The sequence below is a fragment of the Allobosea sp. BK604 genome (assembly GCF_004341515.1).
Lineage (GTDB): Bacteria > Pseudomonadota > Alphaproteobacteria > Rhizobiales > Beijerinckiaceae > Allobosea.
Genome location: NZ_SLZF01000005.1, coordinates 436,951 through 461,005, shown reverse-complemented (window position 1 = coordinate 461,005; position 24,055 = coordinate 436,951). Strand labels below are relative to the sequence as shown.

Below are 24,055 nucleotides of genomic sequence, written 5' to 3'. Positions count from 1 at the left end.
TCGGAGCAGTCGTCACGCGGTCGCCGAAAGCTCGCGCTTCCGGGGCGCCGCGCTATGCGAAGGCAGCAGCGGCCTGGCGGCGAGCGCGGCCGCGACGCGGGTCGGGGCGGCATCGCCGTAGAGCGTCGTGCGGGGGCGGGGCTGCCGGCCGCTCTCGGCGATCAGTGCCAGGAACCTGGAGGGTGCCATTTCCTGTCCGTGAAGGGCGCCGGCCGAGCGCGTGATCGTCTCCTCCATCAGCGTGCCGCCGAGATCGTTGACCCCGGCGCGCAGGCAGTCGCGCATGCCGTCCGCGCCCATCTTCACCCAGGAGACCTGGATGTTGTCGATGAGTGGGTTGAGCGTGATCCGGCTGACGGCATGCATCAGCACCGCCTCGCGATAGGTCGGTCCCTTGCGCGAGGCGGCGCGCAGGAAGATCGGCGTCTCCATCGGCACGAAGGGCAGGGGGACGAATTCGGTGAAGCCGCCGGTGCGGGCCTGCAGCCGCCTGATCCGCAGGAGATGGCGGGCCCAGTGCTCGTAGCGGTCGACATGGCCGAACATGATCGTCGCCGTGCTGCGCAAGCCGACCTCATGGGCAGTCTCGACCACGGACAGCCATTGCTCGGTCCTGATCTTGTCCGGGCAGATCACGGCGCGGACCTCGTCGTCGAGGATCTCGGCCGCGGTGCCGGGCAGGGAGGACAATCCGGCCTCCTTGAGCGCCAGCAGGAACTCCCGGACCGAGAGCTTGAGCGTCGCCGCGCCCTGCCAGATCTCCAGCGGCGAGAAGGCATGGATATGGATATCGGGTGCGACGGCCCTGATCGTCCGGCAGATCTCGAGATAGGTCCGGCCGGTATAATCGGGATGGATGCCGCCCTGCAGGCAGACCTCGGTGCCGCCGCGCTCCCAGGCCTCGGCCGCCCTGCGGCCGATCTCGGACAATTCGAGATCATAGGGCCGCCCGCGCAGGTTCTCGCTCAGCTTGCCCTTCGAGAACGCGCAGAACTTGCATTTGAAGTAGCAGATATTGGTGTAGTTGATGTTGCGCGTCACGACATAGGAGACGGCGTCGCCGCAAGCCTCGACCCGGATCTCGTCCGCCGCCCGGCAGACGGCGTCGAAGGCGGGCCCGCGCGCCGCGAACAGGCTGACGATCTCCGCCTCGGCCAGTTCCTCGCCGCGCGCGCCCTTCCGGAGGATGGCCGCCAGTTCCCGCGAGGCGGGGCGCTGGACGGCCGGGGCTGCGAGCCGCGGCGGGTCGATCCCGGCACCCGCCACCCAGGCATCGGCGCGGGCGAAACCCTCGGCATCGGCATGAACAAGCGCGGCCTTCAGCATCGGCTGCGCCAGCCAGCGGCTGCCATCAAGAAGATGCGAGGGATAGATCGCGAGTCGCTCGACCAGGAGCTTCCCGGCCGCCTCGGTCTGCGCGGCGAGGCGCTCGATCTCCGGCCAGGGCGCCTCGGGATTGACATGGTCCGGCGTCACCGGGGAGACGCCGCCCCAGTCGTTGGCGCCGGCGCCGATGATGGCGGCGAGCGCCTCGGGCCTGAGATTCGGCGGCGACTGGATATTCATCGTCGCGCCGAAGATCAGGCGCGCCACCGCGACGGTCCAGAGCTGCTCGTCGAGCGACGGCTCGGGCGCCTGCGCCATGCGCGTGCCGGGCTTGGCCCGGAAGTTCTGGATGATGATCTCCTGGATATGCCCGTAGCGCTCGTGCAGGGCGCGGATCGCCAGCAGCGCCTCGATCCGCTCCGCCCGCGTCTCGCCGATGCCGATCAGCAGGCCGGTGGTGAACGGCACCTGTGCCTGCCCGGCCGCCTCGATCATGGCGAGCCGGCGCGCGGGGATCTTGTCCGGAGAGCCGAAATGCGGGCCGCCGCGCTGCGACAGCCGGTCGGAGATCGTCTCCAGCATGATGCCCTGCGAGACGCTCACCGTCTTGAACTGCTCGATCTCGGCCCGGCTCATCAGGCCGGCATTGATATGCGGCAGCAGCCCGGTCGCCTCACGCACGAGCCGGGCCATCGCCAGGAGATAGGACAGCGTCGTCTCATGCCCGAGGGCGGCGAGCTCCTCGCGCGCGGCGCGGTAACGCAGCTCCGGCTTGTCGCCGAGCGTGAAGAGCGCCTCCTTGCAGCCGAATCGCGCTCCGTCGCGGGCGACCGCGAGAACCTCCTCCGGCGTCATGAACGAACGCTGCCCGCGCCGGGGAGGGTGGGCGAAGGTGCAGTAATGGCAGACGTCCCGGCAGAGCTGTGTCAGCGGGATGAAGACCTTGCGCGAATAGCTGACGAGATCGCCATGGCCATGGTCGCGAAGGCGGGCGGCGGCGGCGATCAGCGCTGAGAGCGGCATCGTCTCCAGCCGGAGAGCCGCCGCATCGTCGACCGGGCCGATCAGCGTATCCTGACCGACTTCTGCGGCGCGAGCCTGGCCCTGGCGCTGCATCACAGCTTGGCGCCCTGGGCCTGCGCAGCCGGCATCGCTTCGGCCGCCGGCAGGATAGGGCCTGCGGTCGGCATCGGCGGGGCGCCGTCGGTCAGGCCCTGCGCCTCGAGGAAGGCCCATGCCCGCGTCGGCGACGGGCTCTCCAGGAAGAGCGCCAGGTCCTCGGGATGGTCGATATCGAGGCCGATGCCGGGCTGCGGGCAGATGACCGGTTCGAGGCCCCGTGCCCGCGCCGTCGCGAGATGGGGCCAATAGCTGTCATTGCCGTAGGTCAGCGGCATCAGCGTCGGCGGCGAGCAGATGATGGCGTTCGAGCCGCATTCGTCGCGGGCGGGCGAGATGCTGAAGCCGCTGCTTCCGGCATGGGCCGCGATCAGGGCGGAGAACTCCGCCGGGGTCACCCGCGGGATGTCGCCCGGCACGACCAGCATGCCGCCGCGTCCTTCCTGCAGCAGCTTGCGGGCGGCCGCCGCGACGACGGCGGTGTGGCCGGAGCGCGCATTTTCCGTCGAGATCGCACAGCCGTATGTCTGTGCGAGGACGATGGCCTGCGGGTCGTCCGTCATGACGAGGATGCCGGCGAGTTCGGGCGTTGCGGCAAGGGCCGCGAGGACGTCCTCCGCCATTGCCGCGGCGAGGCCGCGCCGCAGGGTGGGCGACAGGGCGGAGGACAGCCGCTGCTTGGCCTGCGTCAGGTCCTTGATCGGCAATACCGCCCAGATGTCGCGCGTCAAAGTCATGGTCCGGCTCCAGCGAGAGGGCGGGCGCAAGGGGGGTGCGCAGGCCGGCTCTCGCCGTCGGAAGGTATTCGCCGCGCGAAGGCGCGCAACCCAAGACTTTTCAGGTGAATTTGCCCAAGTCCAGCTTTTGCCGCAGGGCACGCCATAGAAGCGAAACTAGGGCAAGTTCCGGGACAAACTCTTTCGTTGACCACCTTTCGAGCGCCGATAACCTGACCTGAATTGATCTCATTCAACGAGACGACGAGGGGTGTTCGGCGACATGATGGACAGGCGCAACTTGCTTCGCTTCATGGCTGCGGGCCCGGTCATCGGGCTGGTCGCTTCGCCGCTGCGGGCCCAGGCTCCCGCAACGATCAAGCGTGGCGGTACGCTGACGGTCGCGATCTTCGCCGATCCGATCACCTTCGATCCGCACCTGACCGGCAACGTCCAGGGCCGCACCGCCTCGCAGGCCATCCACGACACGCTTTTCACCGTCGACGACAAGGGCCGCCTCGCGCCGCGCCTGGCCGAGTCCTGGGAATTCTCGGATGGCGGCAAGGTCCTCACGGTCAAGCTGCGCTCCGGCATCAAGTTCCATGACGGCACGGTCTTCGACGCGGCTGCGGTCAAATACAATATCGACCGCATCCGCGACCCCAAGACGGGCTCGATCCGCGAGGGTGAGCTCAGGGCCCTGGACCGGCTCGAGGTCGTCGATGCGACGACGCTCCGCTTCGTCCTGAAATATCCCTTCGCCGCCTTCGCCTTTCCGCTGACCGATGTCGCGGGCGCGATCGGCTCGCCGACAGCGATGGAGAAATCGGGCAAGGATTACGGGCTCCGCCCGGTCGGCACCGGCCCGTTCAAGCTGGTCGAATACCAGAAGGACACGCGCACCGTCCTGGAGAAGAACCCGGATTACTGGCAGTCCGGCCAGCCCTATCTCGACAGGGTCATCCTGCGTCCGATCCCGACCGACAGCACGCGCCTGGCGGAGCTGCGCTCGGGCGGCGTGCAGATGGCGGAGGCCCTGCCGCTGCAGGATATTTCGCGCCTCAGGCAGACGCAGAACCTCGTCGTCTCCGAGCAGCCCGGCTTCCGCTGGGAATATTTCGGCTTCAACCTGCGCGACGAGCATCCCGGCCGGTCCAAGGCGTTCCGCCAGGCCTTCCAATGGGGCATCGACCGCGAGGCGCTGCACAAGATCGCCTATTTCGGCACGGGCTCGATCGGCTTCGACGGCATCCTGCCCGGCTCGCCGTTCTTCGATGCCGACTACAAGCCGTTCAAGCGCGATGTCGAGAAGGCGAAGCGCCTGATCGGCGAATCCGGCATCTCGACCCCGATCGTGATCAAGGGCCCGCTCCAGCCCGACCCTGTGAAGCAGCGCGCCGCCCAGATCTTCCAGGCCAATGCCGCCGAGATCGGCGTCAAGGTCGAGATCGAGCAGGTCGATTCAGCCGGCTACCGGACCTTGCTGCAATCCGGCCAGATGCCGATGGACCTGCAGGGCTGGTGGGGCTACCGGCCCGATCCCGACCAGTATCTCGCGATCCTGCTGCAATCGGGCGGCTCCTACGCCAAGTTCCACGGCTACGCCAATCCCGAGATGGACAAGCTCATCGGCGCGCAGCGCGAGGCGCAGTCGGAAGCCGAGCGCAAGGCGATCTTCCGCAAGATCTCCGAGCTGATGAACGAGGACGCGGTCTACGTGCCCTGGCATTACAGCTCCGACTTCAAGGGCCTGCACCCGAGCGTGAAGGGCTTCGTCCACACCCCCAGCGGCATCACGGCCTTCGAGACGATCCATCTCGGCTGACCACCCAAGCAAAGACGTCCATCAACCCCAGGAAAAAGCCATGCCTGTCGTTCGCGTTTTCTTTCATGAAGGCCGCTCCCCCGAGAAGAAGCGGGAGATCGCCGAGGCGATCACCGACGCGCTCGTCCGCATCGCCGGCTCGAAGCGGCATGCGGTCAACGTGATCTTCGACAATGTGGCGCGCGAGGATTTCATCATCGGCGGCGCGCCCGAATATTCGAATCCGCCTGCGGAACAGAAGGAATAAGCGGTGGACGTCTCGGGTAAACCCATGTCCCCGTCGCTCGGCCTGCTGCTGTTCTCTGACTATGACGTCGCCGAACTCGTCAGCCTGGCGCAACAGAGCGAGGGGCTCGGCTACCAGTATTTCTGGTATACCGACGTGCGCTTCGCGCGCGAGTGCTATATCGCGCTCGCCGCCGTGGCGCTTGGCACGAAGACGATCAGGATCGGGACCGGCGTCACCGATCCCTATTCGCGTCATCCGGCGATCACCGCCGCCGCCATCGCGACGCTCGACGAGCTCAGCGGCGGTCGGGCGGTGCTCGGCATCGGCATTGGCGGCGCCGGCTTCAAGGAGCTCGGCATCGAGAAGACGCTGCCGATCGCTGCGATGCGCGAGGCCGTCGAGATGATCAACGCCCTGATCGCCGGCGAGAAGGTCACGACGCAGGGCAAGGTCTTCGCGGTCGATGGCGGGAAGCTCTCCTTCCAGCCCGTCAGAAGCAAGATCCCCGTCTATTTCGCGACCCATGGCGCGCAGATGACGCGCCTGGCCGGCCAGATCGCCGATGGCGTGCTGATCGCCAACGTGCTTCAGCCGAGCGCCTTCGATTTCTATACCGGCAAGCTCGACGAGGGCATCGCCAAGGCCGGGCGCGATGCCGCCACCGTCGATGTCGGGCTGCGTGTCGAGGCCTGCATCAACGACGATGACGCTGCCGCCTTCACGGTGATGCGCAAGCGCGTGGCGAGCCGCATCCTCTCCCAATATCCGCATTGGGACTATCTCGCCGAGCTGAACGTGACCCTGCCCGACGAATTCGCGGCCCTGGCCCAGGAGCGCAGCCCGGAAGCCGCGGCGAAGGCCGCCGCGCTGCTGCCGCGCGAGGCGGTCGAGGCCATGGTGCTGGTCGGCAGCCCCGAGCGCGTCGCCGAGCAGCTGGCGCGTGCGCTGACGCCGCGCGTCACCCAGATCACGCTGAGGCCGCATGCGGCGCCGGGACAGAAGATCGGCGACGTCATCGCGGCCTTCGCCAACGAGGTCGTCCCGCGCGCGCTCTCCCTCGTCTCCGCGGAGGCTGGCGAGGCGACGTGATCATGTGCCATGGAGACGTGATGTGGGCCCGCCCTGTCCGGCTCCGTGACAGGGAGGCCGAACGGTGCTGTTCATCCTGAAGCGCGTCCTGGCGGCGATCCCGGTCATCATCATGACCTCGGTGATCATCTTCCTGCTGATGCGGCTCCTGCCCGGCGACCCGATCATGATGATCGCCGGCGAGGCGCAGAGCGACACCTCGCCCGAGGTCATCGCGCAGCTGCGCCAGCAATACGGGCTCGATCGCCCGCTCTATGTCCAGTATGTCGCCTGGGTCGAGCGGGCCCTGTCCGGCGATTTCGGCTATTCGGTCTATAATCGCCAGCCGGTCCTCGACGTCGTGCTGCCGCGCATCCTGCCGACGCTGCAGATCGGGCTGATGGCCTGGGTCCTGGCGGTGCTGATCTCGGTGCCGCTCGGCGCCTACTCGGCCGTCCGGCTGAATTCCTGGACCGACTGGGTCGGCACGGTCTTCTCGATGATTGGCGCGGCGATGCCCTATTTCCTCGCCGGCGGCCTGCTGATCTATCTCGTCGCCCTGCGCTGGGGCCTGTTGCCGGCCTCGGGCTATGTCTCGCCCTTCACCGATCCGCTCGAGAGCCTGCGTACCACCATCCTGCCGGCCCTGACGCTGACCTTCGCCCTGACCGCGGTGCTGACGCGCCAGTCCAGGTCGAGCTTCGCCGAGGTCCTGAACTATCCCTATATCCGCACCGCCCGGGCCAAGGGGCTGAGCGAGCGCGGCGTCGTCGTCAAGCACGCCTTCCGCAACGCGATGCTGCCGATCGCGACCATCCTCGGCCTGCAGCTCGGCACGATGTTCAGCGGCGCGGTCGTCACCGAGACCGTCTTCGCCATTCCTGGCATGGGCCGCCTGCTCGTCAACGCCATCCTCAGCCGCGACTATGCGGTCGTCCAGGCGGTCGTCCTGTTCATCACCATGGCCGTGGTCTTCGCGAACCTGCTCGTCGACCTCGCCTACGGCCTGCTCGATCCCAGAACCAGGCAGGGCTAGATGGAAGAGGTGAGCGATATGCGCGCCGAGGACCGCAGGATGCGTTTCGATCGTGTCCGGCATGGCCTGCGCGTGCTGTTCCGCAACCCGCTGGCGGCGGTGGGGACGATCCTCGTCGTCACGCAGGTCCTGATCGCGCTGGTGGCGCCGATGCTGCTGCCGCACGGTCCCAACGACATGGACTACACCTCCGTGCTGTCAGGCCCGAGCTTCAGGCATCCGTTCGGCACGGACGAGCTCGGGCGCGACATCCTGAGCCGCCTCGTCGCGGGCGCCCAGCTCTCGCTCTCCGTCGGCGTCGCCTCGGTCGTGCTGGCGGCGCTGGTCGGCGTGCCGCTCGGGCTCGTCGCCGGCTATGCCGGCGGCATCCTCGACGAGGTCTTCATGCGGATCCTCGACAGCATCATTGCGCTGCCGCCGCTCGTCCTGGCGCTGACGATCGCGGCTGTGCTCGGCACCGGCCTGGTCAACACCACGATCGCGATCGCGCTCGTCTCGGCCCCGGCCTTCGCGCGCCTGGTGCGCGGCCAGGTCCTGTCGCTGAAGCACAACGACTACGTCATGGCCGCCTATTCGATGGGCGCGCCGGTCCGGGTGATCCTGTTCCGGCATATCCTGCCCAACGCGATCAACCCGGTGATCGTGCAGGCCTCGCTGGCGATCGGCTTCTCCGTCATCACCGAGTCGAGCCTGAGCTTCATCGGCCTCGGCGCCCAGCCACCGCAATCGACCTGGGGCTCGATGGTGCAGGTCGGCTTCCAGTATCTCGAGCTGCAGCCGAGCTTCGCGCTGGCGCCGGCGACCGCGATCTTCCTCGCCGTGCTCGGCTTCATCATGCTCGGCGAAGGCCTGCGGCAGATCCTCGATCCGATGGCGAGGTCCAGGGGTTGAGTCCGGGAGAGGGTGAGTGCGGGCGAAGGCGAGGCCGCCTACGCCGGGCGGGCGCGGCGTAGGCTCGCGAAATCCCGGGCCGTGCCGGAATCGGCCGCATCGAGCACCCGGCGCGCCAGCGCGACGCGGTCGTCGAGGCTCCGCATGATGGTGGCGGCCGGCAGCGCCCGCGCGCGGCTCTCCGCTGACGACAGTTCCTCGCCATCCTCGACGAGATAGGCGTCGAGAAGATCGGCATAGCGCTGGAAGACCGCTTCGGCGCTCGGCTTCGTGCCGAGCTCGGCCAGCATCTTGGCCGTCGGCCCCTTCAGTGCCTGGCCGGCGACGATCGGCGAGACCGCGACGACCGGTGCGGCGGCTCGCGCGATGGCGGCGCGGATGCCGGGAACGGCGAGAATGGGCTCGATGCTGATGAGCGGGTTCGACGGGCAGATCACGATCGCCCGCAGGTTCGGCTCGGCGAGCGCTTCCATCAGCGCGGGGTGAGGGGCCGCATCGGCCGCGCCCTCGAACACGATCTCCTCGACCCTGGGCTCGCAGTGCAGGCGCACGAAATAATGCTGGAAGTCGAGCCAGCCCTGGTCGGTCCTGAGCTTGGTCCGCACGGGATCGTCGCTCATCGGGATCACGGCCGGGCCGATGCCGAGCTGGCGCGTGATCGCATCGGTGACGGCCGCGAGGCTCTCGCCCTGCCGCAGCCGCCGCGTGCGCTCGACATGCAGCGCGAGGTCGCGGTCGCCGAGCAGGAACCAGGTCTCGCCGCCGACCTCCTTCAGGCTGGCCATGAAGTTCCAGCTCTCGTCCCGGCGGCCCCAGCCACGTCCGGTGTCGTCGAGGCCGGACAGGACATAGGTCAGCGTGTCGATATCGGGCGAGATGCTGAGGCCGAGATGCTCGAAATCATCGCCGGTATTGGCGACGATCAGGAGATCCTCCGGCGCGACCAGCCGCGCCAGGCCCAGCGCCAGCTTGGCGCCGCCGACGCCGCCGGACAGCGCCACCACCTTGCCCGTCATCGGAAAAGATCCTCCGCCGCCGCGCGCACCAGGTCGGTCGCGCGTCCCTCCTGCGGCTGCCAGGACAGGCCGCGCACCAGCACGACCGGGCAGCCCTCATCCGCCTGGCCCATGACGAGCGATGCGGCGGCGGCGACCTCGTCGGCAAAGCCGATCACGGTGACCTTCAGCTCGCGCCCGAACAGGTCGACATCGCCGCGCTTGTCGATGAGGCAGGGTAGGCCGGCCGCGCCGATCGCGACACCGCAGACGCCTTTGCGCCAGGCCCGCCCGAAACTGTCGTTGATGATCACGCCGAGTTGGACGCCGAAGCGATTGCCGAGCGCCTGGCGCAAGGCATCCGCGCTCGCATCGGGATCCTCGGGCAGGAGCAGGGCGATGTCGGGCCGGGTTCCGACATTCGACTGGTCGACGCCGGCATTGGCCATGACGAAGCCGAGCCTGTGCTCGACGATGATCAGGTCCTTTCGCACCCGCACGACACGGCGGGATTCGCTGAGGATCGCCTCGACCAGCCGTGGGTCCTTGCCGGCCTCGCCGGCGACTTTGACGGCCCCCGGCGACGGCGTCACCTCGGCGAGATCGACGAAGCGCCCCTCGGCCTTGGACACGATCTTCTGGGCGAGGACGAGGATGTCGCCATCCTCAGGGATGAGCCCGTGCCGCACCAGTTCGCCCGCCAGCAGCTCCGCCAGATCGGTTCCGGCTGCGACGAGCGGGAAATCCGGAAGGGCTGTCAGCGTCGTCTGTCTCATCGGACGTCCTTCGCGCGAGGCAATGCGGAAAACGGGCGCTCCCGCACGAGCCGACCCTATGCCAAAGCCCGCAGGCGGGGCATGACCTGCTCGGCATAGAGCCGCAGGAAGCGGATCTGGTCGGAGCCCGGCGCGTGGAAGACGAGGTGGTTGAAGCCCATGGCGAGATAGGGCTTGATCATCTCGACATGCTCGTCCGGATCGGTCGAGACGATCCAGCGCTTGGCCACGCGCTCGATCGGCAGGGCATCGGCGAGGCGCTCCATCTCGAGCGGGTCCTCGACCGTCATCTTCTCCTCGGCCGACAGGGCGAGCGCCGACCAGAAGCGCGTATCTGCCAGCGCGCGCTCCCTGTCGGGATCGAACGAGACCTTCATCTCGATCATCCGGTCGAAGCCGGTCGCCGGCTTGGTGCGCGCCGCCAGGCCCGCCTCGACATTCGGCAGCAGCGTCTCGAGATAGAGCTCGCGCGGCTTGCCGCTGGTGCAGATGAAGCCATCGGCCGCTCGACCCGCATATTTGGCGATCATCGGGCCGGCGCCGGCGACATAGATCGGCACCGGCTCGGCCGGGCGGTCATAGAGCGTCGCGTTCTCGGTCTTGTAGAACTCGCCCGTGAACGAGACGCGCTCCTCGGTCCAGAGCTTGCGCATCAGCGTCACCGCCTCGCGCAGGCGGGCGAAGCGTTCCCTGACCTCGGGCCATTCGACGCCGATCGCCGGCGTTTCGTTCAGCCCCTCGCCGGTGCCGATGCCGAGCGCGATACGGCCCGGGAACAGCACGCCGAGGGTCGCGAAGATCTGCGCGACGATCGAGGGATGATAGCGGAAGGTCGGCGTCAGCACGCTGGTGCCGAGCAGGATGCGCTGCGTCGCCGCACCCGCCGCGCCCATCCAGGCGAGCGCCGAGGGCGCGTGCCCGCCCGTGTGGCGCCAGGGCTGGAAATGGTCGCTGATGAAGGCGGAATCGAAGCCGAGCCGATCGGCCTCGACCGTGAAATCCACCAGCTCGCGCGGGCCGAACTGCTCCGCGGACGCCTTGTATCCGAGTTTGAGCACGCTTCTGATCTCCTGCCCGAAACTGCGGATTAGGCGCCGGCGACGGGAATGTCGTGGCAGGCGTAGTTCACGTGATGGACATCGCCCAGGAACAGGCCCTTGAAGCTGTCGCGGTCCTGCGCCGAGATGCGGCGGGTTTCCTTGCGCTCCTCGGAGGCCATGCACGCGTCCATCTCGGCCTGCGTGTCGAAGGCGAGCTCGAAGGCCTGGTAATATTGCGGCTTCTCTTCGAGGAACGGGCTGCCATCGTTCTTCAGGCGGCGCAGATGCCGCAGATGCGGCCAGTTCGCGACATCGGGCAAATGGACGTCATGGATATAGCTGTCGAAGCGGTCGCGGTTCTCGGGCGCGACCGTGCCCTTGTAATAGGCGCAGCGCAGCAGCGCCGGCGACGGCCCGGCCGGAAGCGGCGGCGTATATGCGGTCTGGTCATAGACGACGTGCCGGACCTCTCCATTGAAAAGCCCACGAAATTTAGGACGATCCTCTATGGAACGACTCTTCGTTTCGTTACGCTGCTCTGACTGCAGGGAGAGAGCGAGCGCCTCGGCGCTGTCATAGGTCAGTTCGAAAGACTGATAATATTGCGGGGCCTCACCAAGATAAGGCTGGCCATCGTTCTTGAGTAGTCTCAATTTACGGAGTCCGGGCCAACCGGAAACCAAGGGGAGGTGAACATGGCGGACGTAATCATCAAATACCGATTGATCTTCAGGCTTGACGGTGCCTGCGTAATACGCGCTCAGGACGATCATTTTATTTCGGTTCCGCAAGAATTTCTCCGGAACTGAATCATAATTGAGGGGAGCGGTGTTTCAACGAAAGATTTCCAAGGGCCATTTGCCAAATCGCAGCTTGGTCCGCCCGTCCCTGGAACGGTTATTGCTCGGTCCGGGGAGCGCCCGCGCATCCTTTGGGGACATGATATGAATTCCGACAGTTATGTGGGCAGGCTGCCGCGCATGTCGCGCCTGCGCATGTTCGAATCCGCAGCGCGGCATCTCAGCTTCACCAAATCGGCAGCCGAACTGGGCGTGACGCAGGCCGCGGTCAGCCAGCAGGTCCGTGCCCTCGAAGTCGAACTCGGCGTCAACCTTTTCGAGCGTCATCACCGCGGCCTGGCGCTGACGCCGGAGGCCCGCCGCCTGCTGCGCTCGGTCGTCAGCGCCTTCGACCAGATCGCCGATACCGCGGGCGAGATCCGCGCCGCCAGCCGGCCGGCGACGATCAGCGTCGGCGTCACCTTTTCGATCGGCACGTTCTGGCTCTTGCGCCGGCTGCCGCAGTTTCGCAGCAGCTTCCCCGATATCGCCGTCGACATTGTCGCGACCGATGACGGCTTCGAGAAGATCGCCGATCAGGTCGAGATCGGGCTCGCCTATGGCGATGGCACCTGGTCGGGCTTCGACGCGACGCTGCTCCGGCGAAGCGATGTGTTTCCGGTGTGCAGCCCGGCGTATAAGCGCAGCCGGCCGAACCTGGTGCGGCCGGAAGAGCTCCTGCAGGACGTGCTCCTGTCGAACGAGGATGCCCGCCATGGCCGGTTCGGCTGGCAGCAATGGTTCGCCGCGCTCGACATCGGCGCGGGCAGCCTGCAGCCCGGCATTCGCTTCAACAGCCATCACCTGGTCATGCAGGCCGCCTGCGAGGGGCAGGGCATAGCGCTCGGCTGGTCCTTGCTCACGGACGACCTGATCGCCCAGGGTCAGCTGGTCAAGGCCGTCGATGCCACCGTTCCGTCACAGAAGGGTTTCTTTCTCGTCGCGCAGCGGGAGCGTCAGAACGCGGCCAATCTGCTCTTTGCGGACTGGATCCGCGCTCAGTTCGCGTAACACTGCGGAAACGGGCCTTCTGTCCGCGCAGGATCGGCGCCCGGCTCGTCGCGATTGTGCGTCGGCCGGGGTGGCGGATGGCAGATGGCTGGGGCGGATGAGTGTTCCGCCCGCTGAAGATGGAGGCGATGGGTTTGCGGGTGTCTGACGTCGAACAAGGGCAGCCTTCCGCAGCCTCTCCCCGGGAACCGCAGGACGAACCGAGCTTCGTGACGCAGCGCGATCCGCGGCTGCGCGTCCTCATCCCGGTGCTCGTCGCCATGGCGTTCCTCATGGAACAGCTGGATTCGACGATCATCGTCACCGCCATCCCCGACATGGCGCGCAGCCTCGACACCTCCCCGGTCCGCCTGAACACCGCGGTGACCGCCTATGTGCTGACCGTCGCCGCCTTCATTCCGGTCAGCGGCTGGTTTGCCGACCGCTTCGGCGCGCGGCGCGTCTTCGTCGCGGCCCTTGCCATCTTCAGCATCGCATCGGCGCTGTGCGGCCTCGCCGAGAGCTATGGCATGCTGGTGGCGATGCGCATCCTCCAGGGCCTTGGCGGGGCGATGATGACCCCGGTCGGTCGGCTGATCCTGCTGCGCAGCTTCCCGCGCCGCGAGCTGGTGACGGCGATGCTCTACATGACGCTGCCCGCGGTCATCGGACCCGTCATCGGTCCGCTGCTCGGCGGCTTCCTCACCAGCTACCTGTCATGGCGCTGGATCTTCTATGCCAACATCCCCTTCGGGCTCGCAGGCATCGTTCTGGCGCTGCGTTACCTCAAGGACGTCCCCAGCGAGACCCGCAGCAGGTTCGACTTTCGCGGCTTCCTGATGGTCGCCAGCGGCGTGGTGATGCTGCAATTCGCGCTGGAGAATGTCAGCCATCCCGTGGTCCCGGCCCCGGTGACGCTCGCGCTGCTGGTCGTCGGCGCGCTGCTCTTGCTTGCGTTCGCGCGCTATGCCCGCGCGGCCCCGGCTCCGGTGGTCGATCTCACCCTGTTCCGCGAGCGCTCCTTCATGGTCGGCACGCTGCCCGGCGGGCTGTGCCGCATCGCCATCAACGGCGTGCCTTTCCTGCTGCCGCTGATGTTGCAATTGGGCTTTGGCATGAGCGCCATTGCCTCGGGCTCGCTGACCTTTGTCGTCAGCATCGGCGCGGTGCTCTCGCGTTGGACGATGTCGTACCTGCTCCGGCGTTTCGGTTTCGCCAGGCTGCTCGTGGGCAGTGCCGTCGCGTCCTCCGTCCTGATGGCGGGTTTCGCGCTCGTCAGCCCGAGCACGCCGGCCTGGGCGATCCTGCTCTACATCTTCGTCTTCGGACTGGCGCGCGCGACCCAGTTCATGGGCTCGAACACGCTTGCCTATGCGGACCTGCATGACAGCAAGCTGAGCCGCGCCACGAGCCTCGGCGGCATCCTGCAGCAGCTCAGCGTCAGCCTCGGTGTCTCGCTCAGCGCCGTGCTTCTGACGCTGCTCAATCCGGACGGCGGGCCGCTGACACCGGCCGATTTCCACCACGCCTTTCTGACCCTGTCCGTTCTGCCGATCCTGGCCATTCCAGGATTCCTGCTGCTGCGGGATGAGGACGGGCGCCAGGTCAGCGGCTATCGCGCCGGCAAGTGAGCGCGGCCGGCCCCAGGGAGCGGTGAGCGACCTCTTTGCCTGGTGTAGCGGTGCTTGCACCCTGTGATCTGCGCCTCGGGCCGGCTGGTCGACTTGCGCTCGCAAACCTGCATATTTGTCGGCTAACATCGACTGCACGGGAGTCCGGTCGCTCGCAGGTTGGCGTCAATACGGTGCGAAGGGGGAAGCATGGCTCCGCTGCGCGTATACATTCGGCGATTTTGCGACTACCTGCTTGAGGCGGCGCTGGAAATCGGCCGGGGCCATTGCGCCTTCGTGCCGCATGAGCTCGATACGGTCCCGCTCCTGGCTCAGCTTGGCGACCACGAGCGATGCAGGTGACGGCGCTGGCCCTACGGGCCAGCCCCGCCTCATGCCGCTCTTGGAAACAATATTGCGCTTGTGGGGGTCGTCGCCTAACAATCTGTTCCGCCGAACAATGCTTCGGCCCATGCTCCGCCGAAGGCGGAGCTTTTTCTGGGGAGAGGCCAACTAACTCGGAGGAGACATCGATGACTCGACGTATTCACTTCGTGTTGCCCTATGCCTTGCTGACCTCGTTCTTCCTGCCCGGACCAGCGACGGCCCAAAGCCCAAGTGGAACTCCCGGACTTGCCGCGACGGCCGTGATGTCCGGGCGTGACCTGACCTGGGACATGGCGTTCCTGCCCGACGGCACGATGTTCTTCACCGAGAAATGCAAGGGGTTGTCGGTCCGGCTGCCATCCGGCACCGTCAATGCCCTGCTCGGCATGAAGGATTCCAAGGGCTATGCCGAGACCGCAGCCGACCTGTTCTGTAGCGGTCAGGCCGGCATGAACGGCGTGGCGGTCGATCCCGACTTCGCCACCAACCGCCAGATCTATGTGTACTCGGCATCGAGCACGACGGCGCCGGGGACCAACCGGGTGCTGCGGCTGACGGTCAGTCCCGATCTGACCAAGGTCTCGAACCGCCAGGACATCGTCACCGACATCGCCTACAAGCCGGCGCCCAGCGACCACCCCTTCGGCGATCCCGGTGCGCATAATGGCGGACGCCTCCGCTTCGGCCCGGCCGATGGCTTCCTTTACGTGACGTCGGGCGACACCCATAACGGCGAGGTGCCGCAAAGCCCGACCCGGATGGGCGGAAAGGTGCTCCGCATCGACCGGGACGGCAAGGCCGCGCCGGGCAACAACCCGCCCCAGGGCTTCGACGCCCGGGTCTTCACCTACGGACATCGCAACCCGCAGGGCATCTGCTTCCGCCCCGGCTCCAACCAGCCCTACACGGCGGAGAATGGCCCCTGGCATAGCGACGAAGTGACGGCGCTCACGGCCGGTGGCAATGCCGGCTGGGATCCGCGCCCGAATATCGCCGGCCGCGGCGACTGCCCCGGCCAGTATTGCGGCTACTCACCCAACCAGATGGGCGCGGTCGACCCGAAGGAACGGGCGGCCTTCATGCCGATGACCGACACCAAGACCTATCCGAACGCGATGAAGCCGGCCTGGAACAACGAGACGCTGTCGCAGGGCATGTCGTCATGCGCGTTCCTGAACGGCCCGCAATGGAAGGACTGGAACGGCCGGATGCTCGTGACCTTCATGGGGATCGGCATCCACGGAACGCCGGTGGGCAACCGCCTCGACGTGCTCGACATCGCGCCCGACGGCTCATCCGCCAAACGCAGCACGGTCTCGCTGCCGATGCCGGCCGGACGCTTCCGCTCCGCCGTGCAGGCGCCGGACGGCAACCTCTACGTCGCCACCGACCAGGGCGACGTCTACCAGCTCAAGCCGAACTGAGCCCGCAAGCCGAACTGAGCTCGATGGCAGCCGCGCCGCCGCAGCGGCGACGCGGCTGCCGCCTCCTTCCGGGCTGTGCCCGACCGCGCCCGCCACTACCGCGCAATGCCGTTCGGGCTGGGGTCGCGCGCATGATGGGAATCCTGCCCATGCTCCGTTTTCGACACGTCGCGACAATGCTCTTCGCCTTGCCCCTGGCATCGACGGCCGCTTCAGCGAGCCCGGAACTGGCCAGAAGCAAGAACTGCGTCGCCTGTCACCATATCGAGCGGAAGATGATCGGGCCGGCCTTCAAGGCTGTCGCCGAGCGCTACGCCAAGGATGAAACGGCGCTCAAAACCCTCAGCGAAAAGGTCGTGAAAGGCAGCGGCGGCAACTGGGGGCCGACACCGATGCCTCCTCAAGCGAGCGTTTCGTCGGAGGATGCCGAGACTTTGGTCAAGTGGATCTTGTCCCAGCAATAGGCGGCGGGAGCGCCCGGAGAGGGCCGTCGCCGCGGACAGGACGTCGGCAATAGAAGGACATAGTTGGCAACCAGGAGGGTAAGATGCGTCTCCTTTTGATCTTGCTGGCAGCCCTGTCCGGTTTAAGCCAGGCAGCGGCTATGGACCTCGTCAGGGGCCGAACAGACCTGCCCGAGCTCGTGCTCGGCAATGACGATGGTGACGACTTCGCCGTGTCCCGGAAAGAGATCGAACTCGAATCCGGCAAGTCCTATCGCCTGTCGATAACGGCGAAAGGCTCCAAGGAATACAAGTTCTTCGCACCGGAACTCTTCCGCCATATCTGGATCAATCAGATCGTCATCAACCATCTCGAAATTCACATGCTCGGCGCCCCTCATCATCTCGAATTTGATGATCAGGGCACGATCCATGTCGAGTTTGTTGCGATCCGCCCAGGCGAGTACCCCTGGTTCATCCAGGGCCTCGAAAGCAAAGGCATGACCGGCAGGTTCATCGTGAAATGACGGAGGCAAACATGCGGATTCTGCTGCTGTTGGCCGCTTTCATCATCTGGACGGTCCCCGCTCACGCCGATGACCGCTCCGACTGCAAGAGCGGCATCACGATGATCCAGGCGGAGATCGCCAAGAAGCCGCCGCAGGCCACCTTGAGAAAACTGGAAGCGGCCTTGCGGGTGGCACGCCGCGAGGATCAGGAAGGCGAATATGATGAGTGCATCGATGCCGTGAACGACGCTCGCAAGGCCCTCGCACAATGACAGGCCGAGGCAGTCGGAACGCGTAGGAGGCCTTGAGCCTGGCCTGCTGGCGGGGGACGTTGCCGCGGTCGAAGGACCGGCCCGGGAACGGCGCCGACTCGCCGGAACTTCCCGCCGGGTCGCCCGTGCTGCATGACTGTTGCGGACTGAATCCTGACAGGTAGTGGGCCGGATGATGAAGGTTCTGATCTGCTTTCTTGCCGCCTTGCTGGGACTGGTGCTGGGCTGGGTGCTCACCGCCGCGGCAGCTCTGACGATCGGCGAACTCACGGGCGTCTCCCAATTTGAAGGTGCCTTCGCTATGGGCGCCGTTTTCCAGCTCGGACCGATTGGCGGCTTGATCTTCGGCTGCATCGGCGGGTGGCTGGGATGGCGCTGGGCAGGTCGACGCAACAGACCCTAGGCACGCCCGGATCTCGGGACGCTCCACAAATCAGGAGAAGCAATAGATCGTCCTGGACGCGCGCTTTTGCCGGAGCATCGCGTTGTCGGCCGCCGCGAACGCCTGGTCGGCGCCAGCTCGCCGGATTCTCGAGAGGCCCGCCGAGGCGGTCACGCCGATGATGCCGGCGCCGGTGTCGATCTGCGTGCTTGCGATCAGCGAACAGATCTCGTCCGCCTTCGCCTGGGCGTCGGCTTCGTCGATGTGATGGAGAATGATCGCGAATTCGTCGCCGCCGATCCGTGCGGAGAAATCCGAAGCGCGGACGCTGGACCTGATCGCCTGGGCCACCGCGATCAGCGCCAGGTCGCCGATTGCGTGGCCATAGCTGTCATTGACCTCCTTGAAGCGATTGACGTCGAAGATGACCACGCTCGCGACATGGCCATAGCGCCACGCCAGATCGGTCACTTTGTTCAGCTCCTCGTTGAAGGCCCGCCGGTTGTGGATCTGGCAGAGATCGTCGAGATAGGCGAGAGCGCGCATGCGCTGCAGCGCAGCCTCCGCCTGCTTCAGCGATTTTTCCAGCTTCTCGACGCGCCGAGCCTGGAGTTGCTGCAGCGCTGGCCGGGGCCGCGCGGCAGAGGCGAGGTTCTTGATCCGCTTCTTTTGGGAAAGCGTCAGTTTCCAGGGCGTGGACATGAGGAGCTCTCGGGCTGTCGATAGGTCTTGGGCCGCGGCAGGTCTCGGGTCGCGGCAGGTCTGGCCGTGGCAGGTCCTGGCCGCGGCAAGTCCCTGCCGCGGCAAGTCTTGGGTCGCAGTAAGTCTCGCGCGGCGGTCAGTTGGCGTCCCACCAGCGGTGCGGATTGCCCCTGGTGCCGATCTCGCTCAGGAACTGGCCGTGCGAGGCGGTCTTGGTCGGGGTCTTCTTCTGGATCTCGGAGAAGATCCGGCTGGCCTCGCGATAGTCCTGCGCGTTGAGGTGAGCCCAGCCGCGCAGCTCGTTCATGCCGACCGGCATCCTGCCCTCATGCTTGTCGAGGATGGCCGCCGCCTCGCGGTATTTGCCGGCCTCGTAGAGCGCGATCGTCTGCTTGATGTAGCCGGCCTGGCCGCCGCCCTTGCTGCGGCCGGCGATCTTGCGGCCGGCGCCCGGCGATGACGGAGCGTGGTCCTGCAGCTTCGCCAGCGCGGCGACCATCGGATATTGCTCGCGGTATTTGGCGATCGTCTCGGCCGCGAGCTTGCGCTCGCCGAGGTGCTGCGCCGCAACGGCCAGGCCTGTCACCGCCTCCTCGCTCGGAGCCCAGGCGACCGAGCGCTCGAACCAGGCACGAGCCGGGGCGAACTGGGCGTTGTTGTAGAGGGACCAGCCGAGAGCCTGCGCCCCGAGCGCGGATTGCTCCGCCGATGTGACCTCCTCGATGCGCGCCTGGCGGTCCGGCAAGAGCTTGGTCGCCCGGGGGCCGGTTATCTCGCTGGCGACGATCTCGATATAGGCCTTGCGGATCGGCGAGCCGGCATTGCGGCCGTCATAGGCCAGCTTCTCCGCTTCGGCGATCTCGCCGAGGTTGCGCGTCGCGAGGATCATGCCCTCGAGATGCTTGGGATCCTTGGACGCCTTCGAGGCCAGCGCGAACCAATCGCGTGCCGCGCCGAACTCCTTGCGCTGATAGGCGTACCAGCCGAGGAGGCCGGCATCGTCGGCGTTGCCGCGTCGCGCCGAGGCCTCGATGAGCTTGACGTCGCGGTCACCCGGCAGATCGTCGCTCTTGCCGCTGGCGACCTCGCCGATGCTGCGGCGGATGAGATCGAGCCTGACCGCATCGAACTCGCTGCCGCCGCCGACGCGGCGCTTGCCCATGGCGATCAGCTCCCCGACCGACTTGACCGGCAAGGCGACCGAAGCCTTCTGCACGGTCGCGAGCCGCTCCTTGGGATTGTCGCAATTGGTCAGGATGTAACGGTAGGCCTCGATCGCGCGGTCGGCATCATCCGAGGAGGCGAAGGCCTCGGCGACGCGCCAGAGCACGTCGATCTCGCGGCAGACCAGCAGGTCCTGGTTCTCGGTCGCGAGCGCGATGACCTGCTCCCAGTCACGGGCGTTGGACGCGGCGACGATCAGCTGGCGCTGCTCGGCGATCAGCACCTTGCCGGAGAGGTCGGCCGACGGGACGTAGCCGGGATGCTCGAGCTGCAGCGTCGCGACCTGCTCGCGCAGGTCCTCGTAGCGGCCGGCGGCGAAGAGCGCCCAGAGCGGCTGCTCGTCGATGGCGACCGTGCTCCCCGTGAACAGGTCCTCCGGTGGCTGCCAGGAGGCGTGCAGGGTCTTCAGCCGCCGGATCTCGGCCGCGACGCGGGCCGTGTCGCCCTGCGAGGCGTAGAAGCGCAGCGCGCTCTCGTCGACGGCCTTGCCCGCCGGCGCCATCGCCTCGGCCGGCGCTTCGGCCGCGGGACGCTGCAGCTTCAGGCCGGCTTCCTTGCGCGGCGGGGCAGCCGGCGTCGTCTCGCGCGGGGCCAGGGCGGGTCTCGCCGATGCGGAGGAGGGCTCTTGCTGCTGGGGCAGGTCGAGCTTCATCGGCGCGTTCTGGGCCGAGGCGAGGCCGAAATAGCCGAAGGCAACGGCCGTCAACATGAGAGTCGATTTCAAAGACATAGCGGCCTCCTTTCGCTGATGGCGAGCATGCTCAGCAATGACAGTGTTGCGGGGTAGTAGAGATCGTTCTTTCCGGTCGCCAAAGCGTAGGGAACGGGCTTTGCCGAGGAGATGCACTGCGCCAGGGCGAAGATCATGCGGTAACCGGGCGCGTCGAAACTTCCGCTCGCCTTGCCGTCATCGATGTCGATGATGAAAGGCCCGATATCCTGCGCCGCGTTCCACATGGTCACGAACGGCCGCAGTTGATCGGCCGGCGCGCGTGACGACCAGGCCAGATAGAGCGGAATGCGCACGGCGTTGTAGCTGAAGCGCCGTTCGAACTTGGCGGCGGGCTGGCTCTGCCTGGCGCCGATCGCGAGCCATTCGGGCGGAATCCGCAACGGGCCGAAGCGGCTCGTGCGCAGCAGGCTCAGGCCCGAGCGCCTCAGCCCGGCCCAGTCCTGTGCCGGCGACAGCACCTCCAGGCGATCGATCGCCGGGAAGATCCAGTAGGACAGGTTGACGACCGGGCCGTCCGGCTGGCTCTTGGCGTCGAAGCCCTCGACGCCGGGCAGCAGGACAGGGCCGACGCGGCTCTCGATCACGACGGTGCTGAACAGCGCCGCGGTGATCTTGTGCATGGCCTGCGTGTATTCCGGCACGTCCCAGCGCAGGCCGGCCTCGCCCAGCGCCCAGGCAATCAGCAGATCGCCGTCGCTCGCATTGTTGCGGTCGGTGACGCGCGGTGTCTGCGCCGGATCCCAGCGCCAGGCGGCGAGGCCGTCGGGGCGGATATAGAGTTCGCGCGAGGTCCAGTCCCAGAGGCGGGCGAAGGTCTCGCGGTCCTGCGCCGCGACGGCCAGCACCATGGCATAGCCCTGGCCCTCGGAATGGGAGATGCCGTGATTGCCGGTGTCGACCACCCGGCCTTCCGGCTGGATGAAGGCCTGGCGGTAGCCGGGCCAGGCCATCGCGAGCATGGCGGCGGCGCGCGGGCTGGCGGCAGGCTTCGACGTGGCGCCGGCTCCGCTCATCGCGACGACCTCGCGGGGCGCCTGCGGCGCGGCCAGGGCAGCAGCATTCGCCATGGCCATGCCGCCGGCCAGCGCGAGTGCGATGGATCGACGCGGAGTCATGGCCGGCGCGTCCTCAGGGCGGCTGCCGTCGACAGGGCCAGCAGCACGGCCAGGAGGCCGAAGCCGCCGATATAGTAGTGCCGGTTCAGGGACAGCCAGCCGGCGAGCGACAGCCGGATATTGGCCGGCGAGACGTCTTCGGAGGCGAGGTAGAGCGGTTGGCGCGAAAAGCCGTTCACCGGTCCCCAGGCATCGGCCTTGACGACCGAGACCTCGCCGGCGATTCGGCCCCAGAACTGCGTCGAGGTCGCCTTGTCGATCAGGTCGCCGACCTGTGCCGGATCGGCCGCCAGCACCATCGTCTTGACCGTCGGGCCATGCGCCCGGTCGAACAGCGAGCGCCAGAGCGACAGGCCGGCCGGCGAGCCGACATCCTGGAGGATCAGCAGCCCGTCGGCCGAGGCGGCCGAGACCTTGCTCCCGTCGAGCGCATCGATCTTGTCGAGGAGGCCGAAATCCTGGAGCCAGGAGGTGACGGCCCCGAGATCGCCATGGACGAGGCGCTGGGCGATGCCGAATTTCGACAGCACGCTGTCGAGCGCGCTGCTGTCCGCGGCGACCGGTACAGCCGTCTCAGCCGGCTGCTTCTCGAGGCGGCGCCCCGCGCCCATCGGGGCGGGAGCGGCGTCCGACTGGACGGTCCGGTCGCCGGGCGCGGCCGCGAGGCGCAGGTCGGCCTGTCGGGAGGCGGCATTGCTCGCAGTCGCGGAGCCGCCATTGCGCTGCACGGTCCGCGCCAGGGTCTGCGACGCCTCCGACGGCGGGCCGAAGAACAGGCCGGCCGTCTCGGCATCGTCGAGCTGGCCGAAGTGGAAACTCGCAGAGACCGGCGTGCCGCTGGCCGAGGTCATGCGTCCGACCCAGGTCAGGGCGCCGTCGAGATAGCGCGCATCGGAGCCGGAGACCGCGACAGCGATCGGCGCCGCGTCGCGGCTATAGGGGAAACCGCGGCCGAGCGTGGCCGAGAGGTTGGGATAGACCTCGACCCGCGCCAGGGCCCCGAAGCTGAGCTTGCTGGTGCCACCGACAAAGAGCCGCGAGGCGTCGCTGCGCGGCAGCGTGGCATCGCAGGCATTGGTATTGCCGGCCAGATTCGCCTCGAAGGTCAGCGTGTTGAAGCCCGGCTTGAACATCTGGATCGGCAGGTCGATGCGCCGCTGGTCGGCGATGCCGGAGCCCCGCTGGTTGATCGGGATGACCGCCGCGATCTGGTCGTTGACGCGGATATTGATCAGTTTGCCGGCGCGGGCCTCGCCCATGAACGAACTGTCGAGGGTCAGCGAAGCGTTGCCATAGGGCGCGGCGAAGAAGTCCGGCGGCAGCGAGAAGCGCGCCGAGGTCTGCAGGAAGCGCCCGTCGAACGTGCGGCTGTCCAGTCCGAGATCGGCGAAGGTCAGCGTGCTGCCGCCCTCGGCGCGCCGGCCGATCGTATTGGCGAGCGCGCGCCGTCCGGCGGCGGTGCCGACCGGGATCCGCGCGGCGGCCCGGGCCTCGAGCCGCGCCAGGGTCGTCTCGACCGGGATGCCCGGCAGGTTCTGGATCGTCAGGCTGTTGCGCAGGGAAGACGGATCATGGCCGAGGAACAGCCCCAGATCGGGTTCGAGCTGCACGCTGTTCGCCGGCGCGGCGCCGCCGATGACGAGGTCGAGACCCGGGCCTTCGCCCGGCTCGGAGGCAGCCTCGATCTTCGGGCGCTGCATGAAGCTGTTCAGGATCAGCGCATTCGCAGCGCGCATCGCGCGGTCGAGCGCAGCGGTGTCGGAGTCCGGGCCGAGCCGCAGCCGGATCTCAGTCATTTCCGACGCCGTCCCGACCAGCGCCGGCAGATCGGCCAGGCGGCGAACCTGCGCCGCGGGGCTGAGCCCGACGAAGCCGCTCTGGGCCGTCGCGATCTCGGTCCAGAGTTCATAGGTCGCGGCGACGCTGCAGTCGACGCGGTGGCGTTGCGTCGCGACGAAGCGAACCGAGTTGAAACCCGCGGCCAGGACCCCGGGCGGGATCGCGATCACCGCGTTGCCCTTCTGCCAGCTCGCATCGAGCGGGACCTCGCCGATCGTCTGATCGTTGATCCGGACGGCGAGGCGTGACCCCTCCGGCAGATTGGAGACCGCGTTCGAGAAGGCGACGCGGAAGGCGGTCGCCCGCAGGACCTCGGCCGAGGACAGGAAGACGGCGCGTTCGTCGCTTGCATATTCGCCGCGCAGGACCAGCACTTCCGGGGTGGCCGCGAGCGGGCGGAACTGAGCGTCGGCCGCGGGCTTGCTTCCGAGCGGGGCGGCGAACAGCCGCGTCCGGGTCTGGTTGGCGCTGGCATCGCTCTGGGCGTGACAAGCCGCTCCGAGGCTCAGCGTCGCCACTGTGGCGAGCAGAGCCAGTTTGATCGTACGCATGTGTGACTCCGTGG

The 24,055-nt window shown here is 67.3% G+C and carries 22 protein-coding genes; 12 read left to right on the top strand and 10 right to left on the bottom strand.

The genetic code is table 11. From position 1 onward, the window contains the following. Positions 1–12: 12 nt before the first annotated feature. Both cofH and cofC read right to left on the bottom strand, forming a co-directional pair. Entirely contained in the window at positions 13–2,442 is a 2,430-nt protein-coding gene (gene cofH, locus EV560_RS18020) for a 5-amino-6-(D-ribitylamino)uracil--L-tyrosine 4-hydroxyphenyl transferase CofH (RefSeq protein WP_131857147.1), read from the bottom strand. Continuing rightward, positions 2,442–3,182, bottom strand: coding sequence for a 2-phospho-L-lactate guanylyltransferase (cofC, locus tag EV560_RS18015; RefSeq protein WP_131857146.1), 741 nt, complete (start codon positions 3,180–3,182; stop codon positions 2,442–2,444). The genes cofH and cofC overlap by 1 nt, the downstream gene beginning before the upstream one ends. Before the next feature lie 265 nt (positions 3,183–3,447). Between cofC and EV560_RS18010 the strand changes: the two genes are divergently transcribed. The 5 genes from EV560_RS18010 (at position 3,448) to EV560_RS17990 (ending at position 8,210) form a co-directional block, all read left to right on the top strand. Continuing rightward, complete coding sequence (locus tag EV560_RS18010) at positions 3,448–4,986, top strand: ABC transporter substrate-binding protein (protein ID WP_165923522.1); 1,539 nt, start codon at positions 3,448–3,450, stop codon at positions 4,984–4,986. A gap of 40 nt (positions 4,987–5,026) precedes the next feature. Continuing rightward, the gene (locus tag EV560_RS18005; RefSeq protein WP_131857144.1) at positions 5,027–5,233 is read left to right on the top strand and encodes a tautomerase family protein; all 207 of its coding nucleotides are present in this window, start codon (positions 5,027–5,029) and stop codon (positions 5,231–5,233) included. A 24-nt stretch (positions 5,234–5,257) separates the two neighbouring features. Continuing rightward, positions 5,258–6,304, top strand: a complete 1,047-nt coding sequence (locus EV560_RS18000) for an LLM class flavin-dependent oxidoreductase (protein WP_131857143.1) — start codon at positions 5,258–5,260, stop codon at positions 6,302–6,304. Positions 6,305–6,368: 64 nt separating this feature from the next. Next, positions 6,369–7,319, top strand: a complete 951-nt coding sequence (locus EV560_RS17995; protein WP_131857142.1) for an ABC transporter permease — start codon at positions 6,369–6,371, stop codon at positions 7,317–7,319. A gap of 39 nt (positions 7,320–7,358) precedes the next feature. Next, positions 7,359–8,210, top strand: coding sequence for an ABC transporter permease (locus EV560_RS17990; protein WP_131857141.1), 852 nt, complete (start codon positions 7,359–7,361; stop codon positions 8,208–8,210). A gap of 38 nt (positions 8,211–8,248) precedes the next feature. Here the strand turns inward: EV560_RS17990 and cofD are convergent, their stop codons facing one another. The 4 genes from cofD to EV560_RS17970 are packed head-to-tail and all read right to left on the bottom strand — an operon-like array spanning position 8,249 to position 11,794. Next, entirely contained in the window at positions 8,249–9,226 is a 978-nt protein-coding gene (gene cofD / locus EV560_RS17985) for a 2-phospho-L-lactate transferase (RefSeq protein WP_131857140.1), read from the bottom strand. Beyond that, a complete protein-coding gene (cofE, locus tag EV560_RS17980; protein ID WP_131857139.1) occupies positions 9,223–9,981 on the bottom strand; it encodes a coenzyme F420-0:L-glutamate ligase in 759 nt (252 codons plus the stop codon). Before cofE ends, cofD begins: the two co-directional genes overlap by 4 nt. A 56-nt stretch (positions 9,982–10,037) precedes the next feature. Next, a complete protein-coding gene (fgd, locus tag EV560_RS17975) occupies positions 10,038–11,039 on the bottom strand; it encodes a glucose-6-phosphate dehydrogenase (coenzyme-F420) (RefSeq protein ID WP_131857138.1) in 1,002 nt (333 codons plus the stop codon). 29 nt (positions 11,040–11,068) lie between these two features. Further along, positions 11,069–11,794, bottom strand: coding sequence for an EthD family reductase (locus EV560_RS17970; RefSeq protein ID WP_131857137.1), 726 nt, complete (start codon positions 11,792–11,794; stop codon positions 11,069–11,071). Positions 11,795–11,965: 171 nt separating this feature from the next. Here EV560_RS17970 and EV560_RS17965 point away from each other — a divergent pair, with 171 nt between their 5' ends. The 7 genes from EV560_RS17965 (at position 11,966) to EV560_RS17935 (ending at position 17,898) form a co-directional block, all read left to right on the top strand. Further along, on the top strand, positions 11,966–12,871 hold the full coding sequence (locus EV560_RS17965) for a LysR substrate-binding domain-containing protein (protein WP_131857136.1): 906 nt from the start codon (positions 11,966–11,968) through the stop codon (positions 12,869–12,871). A 209-nt stretch (positions 12,872–13,080) separates the two neighbouring features. Then, positions 13,081–14,481 carry a DHA2 family efflux MFS transporter permease subunit gene (locus EV560_RS17960; protein ID WP_248312111.1) on the top strand — a complete coding sequence of 467 codons (1,401 nt, stop codon included), beginning with the start codon at positions 13,081–13,083 and terminating at the stop codon, positions 14,479–14,481. 512 nt (positions 14,482–14,993) lie between these two features. Then, positions 14,994–16,271, top strand: coding sequence for a PQQ-dependent sugar dehydrogenase (locus tag EV560_RS17955; protein WP_207908055.1), 1,278 nt, complete (start codon positions 14,994–14,996; stop codon positions 16,269–16,271). A gap of 131 nt (positions 16,272–16,402) precedes the next feature. Beyond that, entirely contained in the window at positions 16,403–16,735 is a 333-nt protein-coding gene (locus tag EV560_RS17950; RefSeq protein WP_207908054.1) for a c-type cytochrome, read from the top strand. Positions 16,736–16,818: 83 nt separating this feature from the next. Continuing rightward, positions 16,819–17,241 (top strand): cupredoxin domain-containing protein, encoded by a 423-nt coding sequence (locus EV560_RS17945; RefSeq protein WP_131857135.1) that lies wholly within the window; start codon positions 16,819–16,821, stop codon positions 17,239–17,241. Between the two features lie 11 nt (positions 17,242–17,252). Continuing rightward, entirely contained in the window at positions 17,253–17,495 is a 243-nt protein-coding gene (locus EV560_RS17940; protein WP_131857134.1) for a hypothetical protein, read from the top strand. Positions 17,496–17,667: 172 nt separating this feature from the next. Continuing rightward, on the top strand, positions 17,668–17,898 hold the full coding sequence (locus EV560_RS17935; protein WP_131857133.1) for a hypothetical protein: 231 nt from the start codon (positions 17,668–17,670) through the stop codon (positions 17,896–17,898). Positions 17,899–17,928: 30 nt separating this feature from the next. Here the strand turns inward: EV560_RS17935 and EV560_RS17930 are convergent, their stop codons facing one another. The 4 genes from EV560_RS17930 to EV560_RS17915 all read right to left on the bottom strand — a co-directional run bounded on the left by EV560_RS17930 (position 17,929) and on the right by EV560_RS17915 (position 24,041). Continuing rightward, positions 17,929–18,579, bottom strand: coding sequence for a GGDEF domain-containing protein (locus EV560_RS17930; RefSeq protein ID WP_131857132.1), 651 nt, complete (start codon positions 18,577–18,579; stop codon positions 17,929–17,931). Positions 18,580–18,715: 136 nt separating this feature from the next. After that, complete coding sequence (locus EV560_RS17925; protein ID WP_131857131.1) at positions 18,716–20,512, bottom strand: hypothetical protein; 1,797 nt, start codon at positions 20,510–20,512, stop codon at positions 18,716–18,718. An 11-nt stretch (positions 20,513–20,523) separates the two neighbouring features. Next, positions 20,524–21,651 carry a family 8 glycosyl hydrolase gene (locus EV560_RS17920; RefSeq protein WP_131857130.1) on the bottom strand — a complete coding sequence of 376 codons (1,128 nt, stop codon included), beginning with the start codon at positions 21,649–21,651 and terminating at the stop codon, positions 20,524–20,526. After that, the gene (locus EV560_RS17915) at positions 21,648–24,041 is read right to left on the bottom strand and encodes a cellulose biosynthesis cyclic di-GMP-binding regulatory protein BcsB (RefSeq protein ID WP_131857129.1); all 2,394 of its coding nucleotides are present in this window, start codon (positions 24,039–24,041) and stop codon (positions 21,648–21,650) included. The genes EV560_RS17920 and EV560_RS17915 overlap by 4 nt, the downstream gene beginning before the upstream one ends. Between the last annotated feature and the right edge of the window lie 14 nt (positions 24,042–24,055).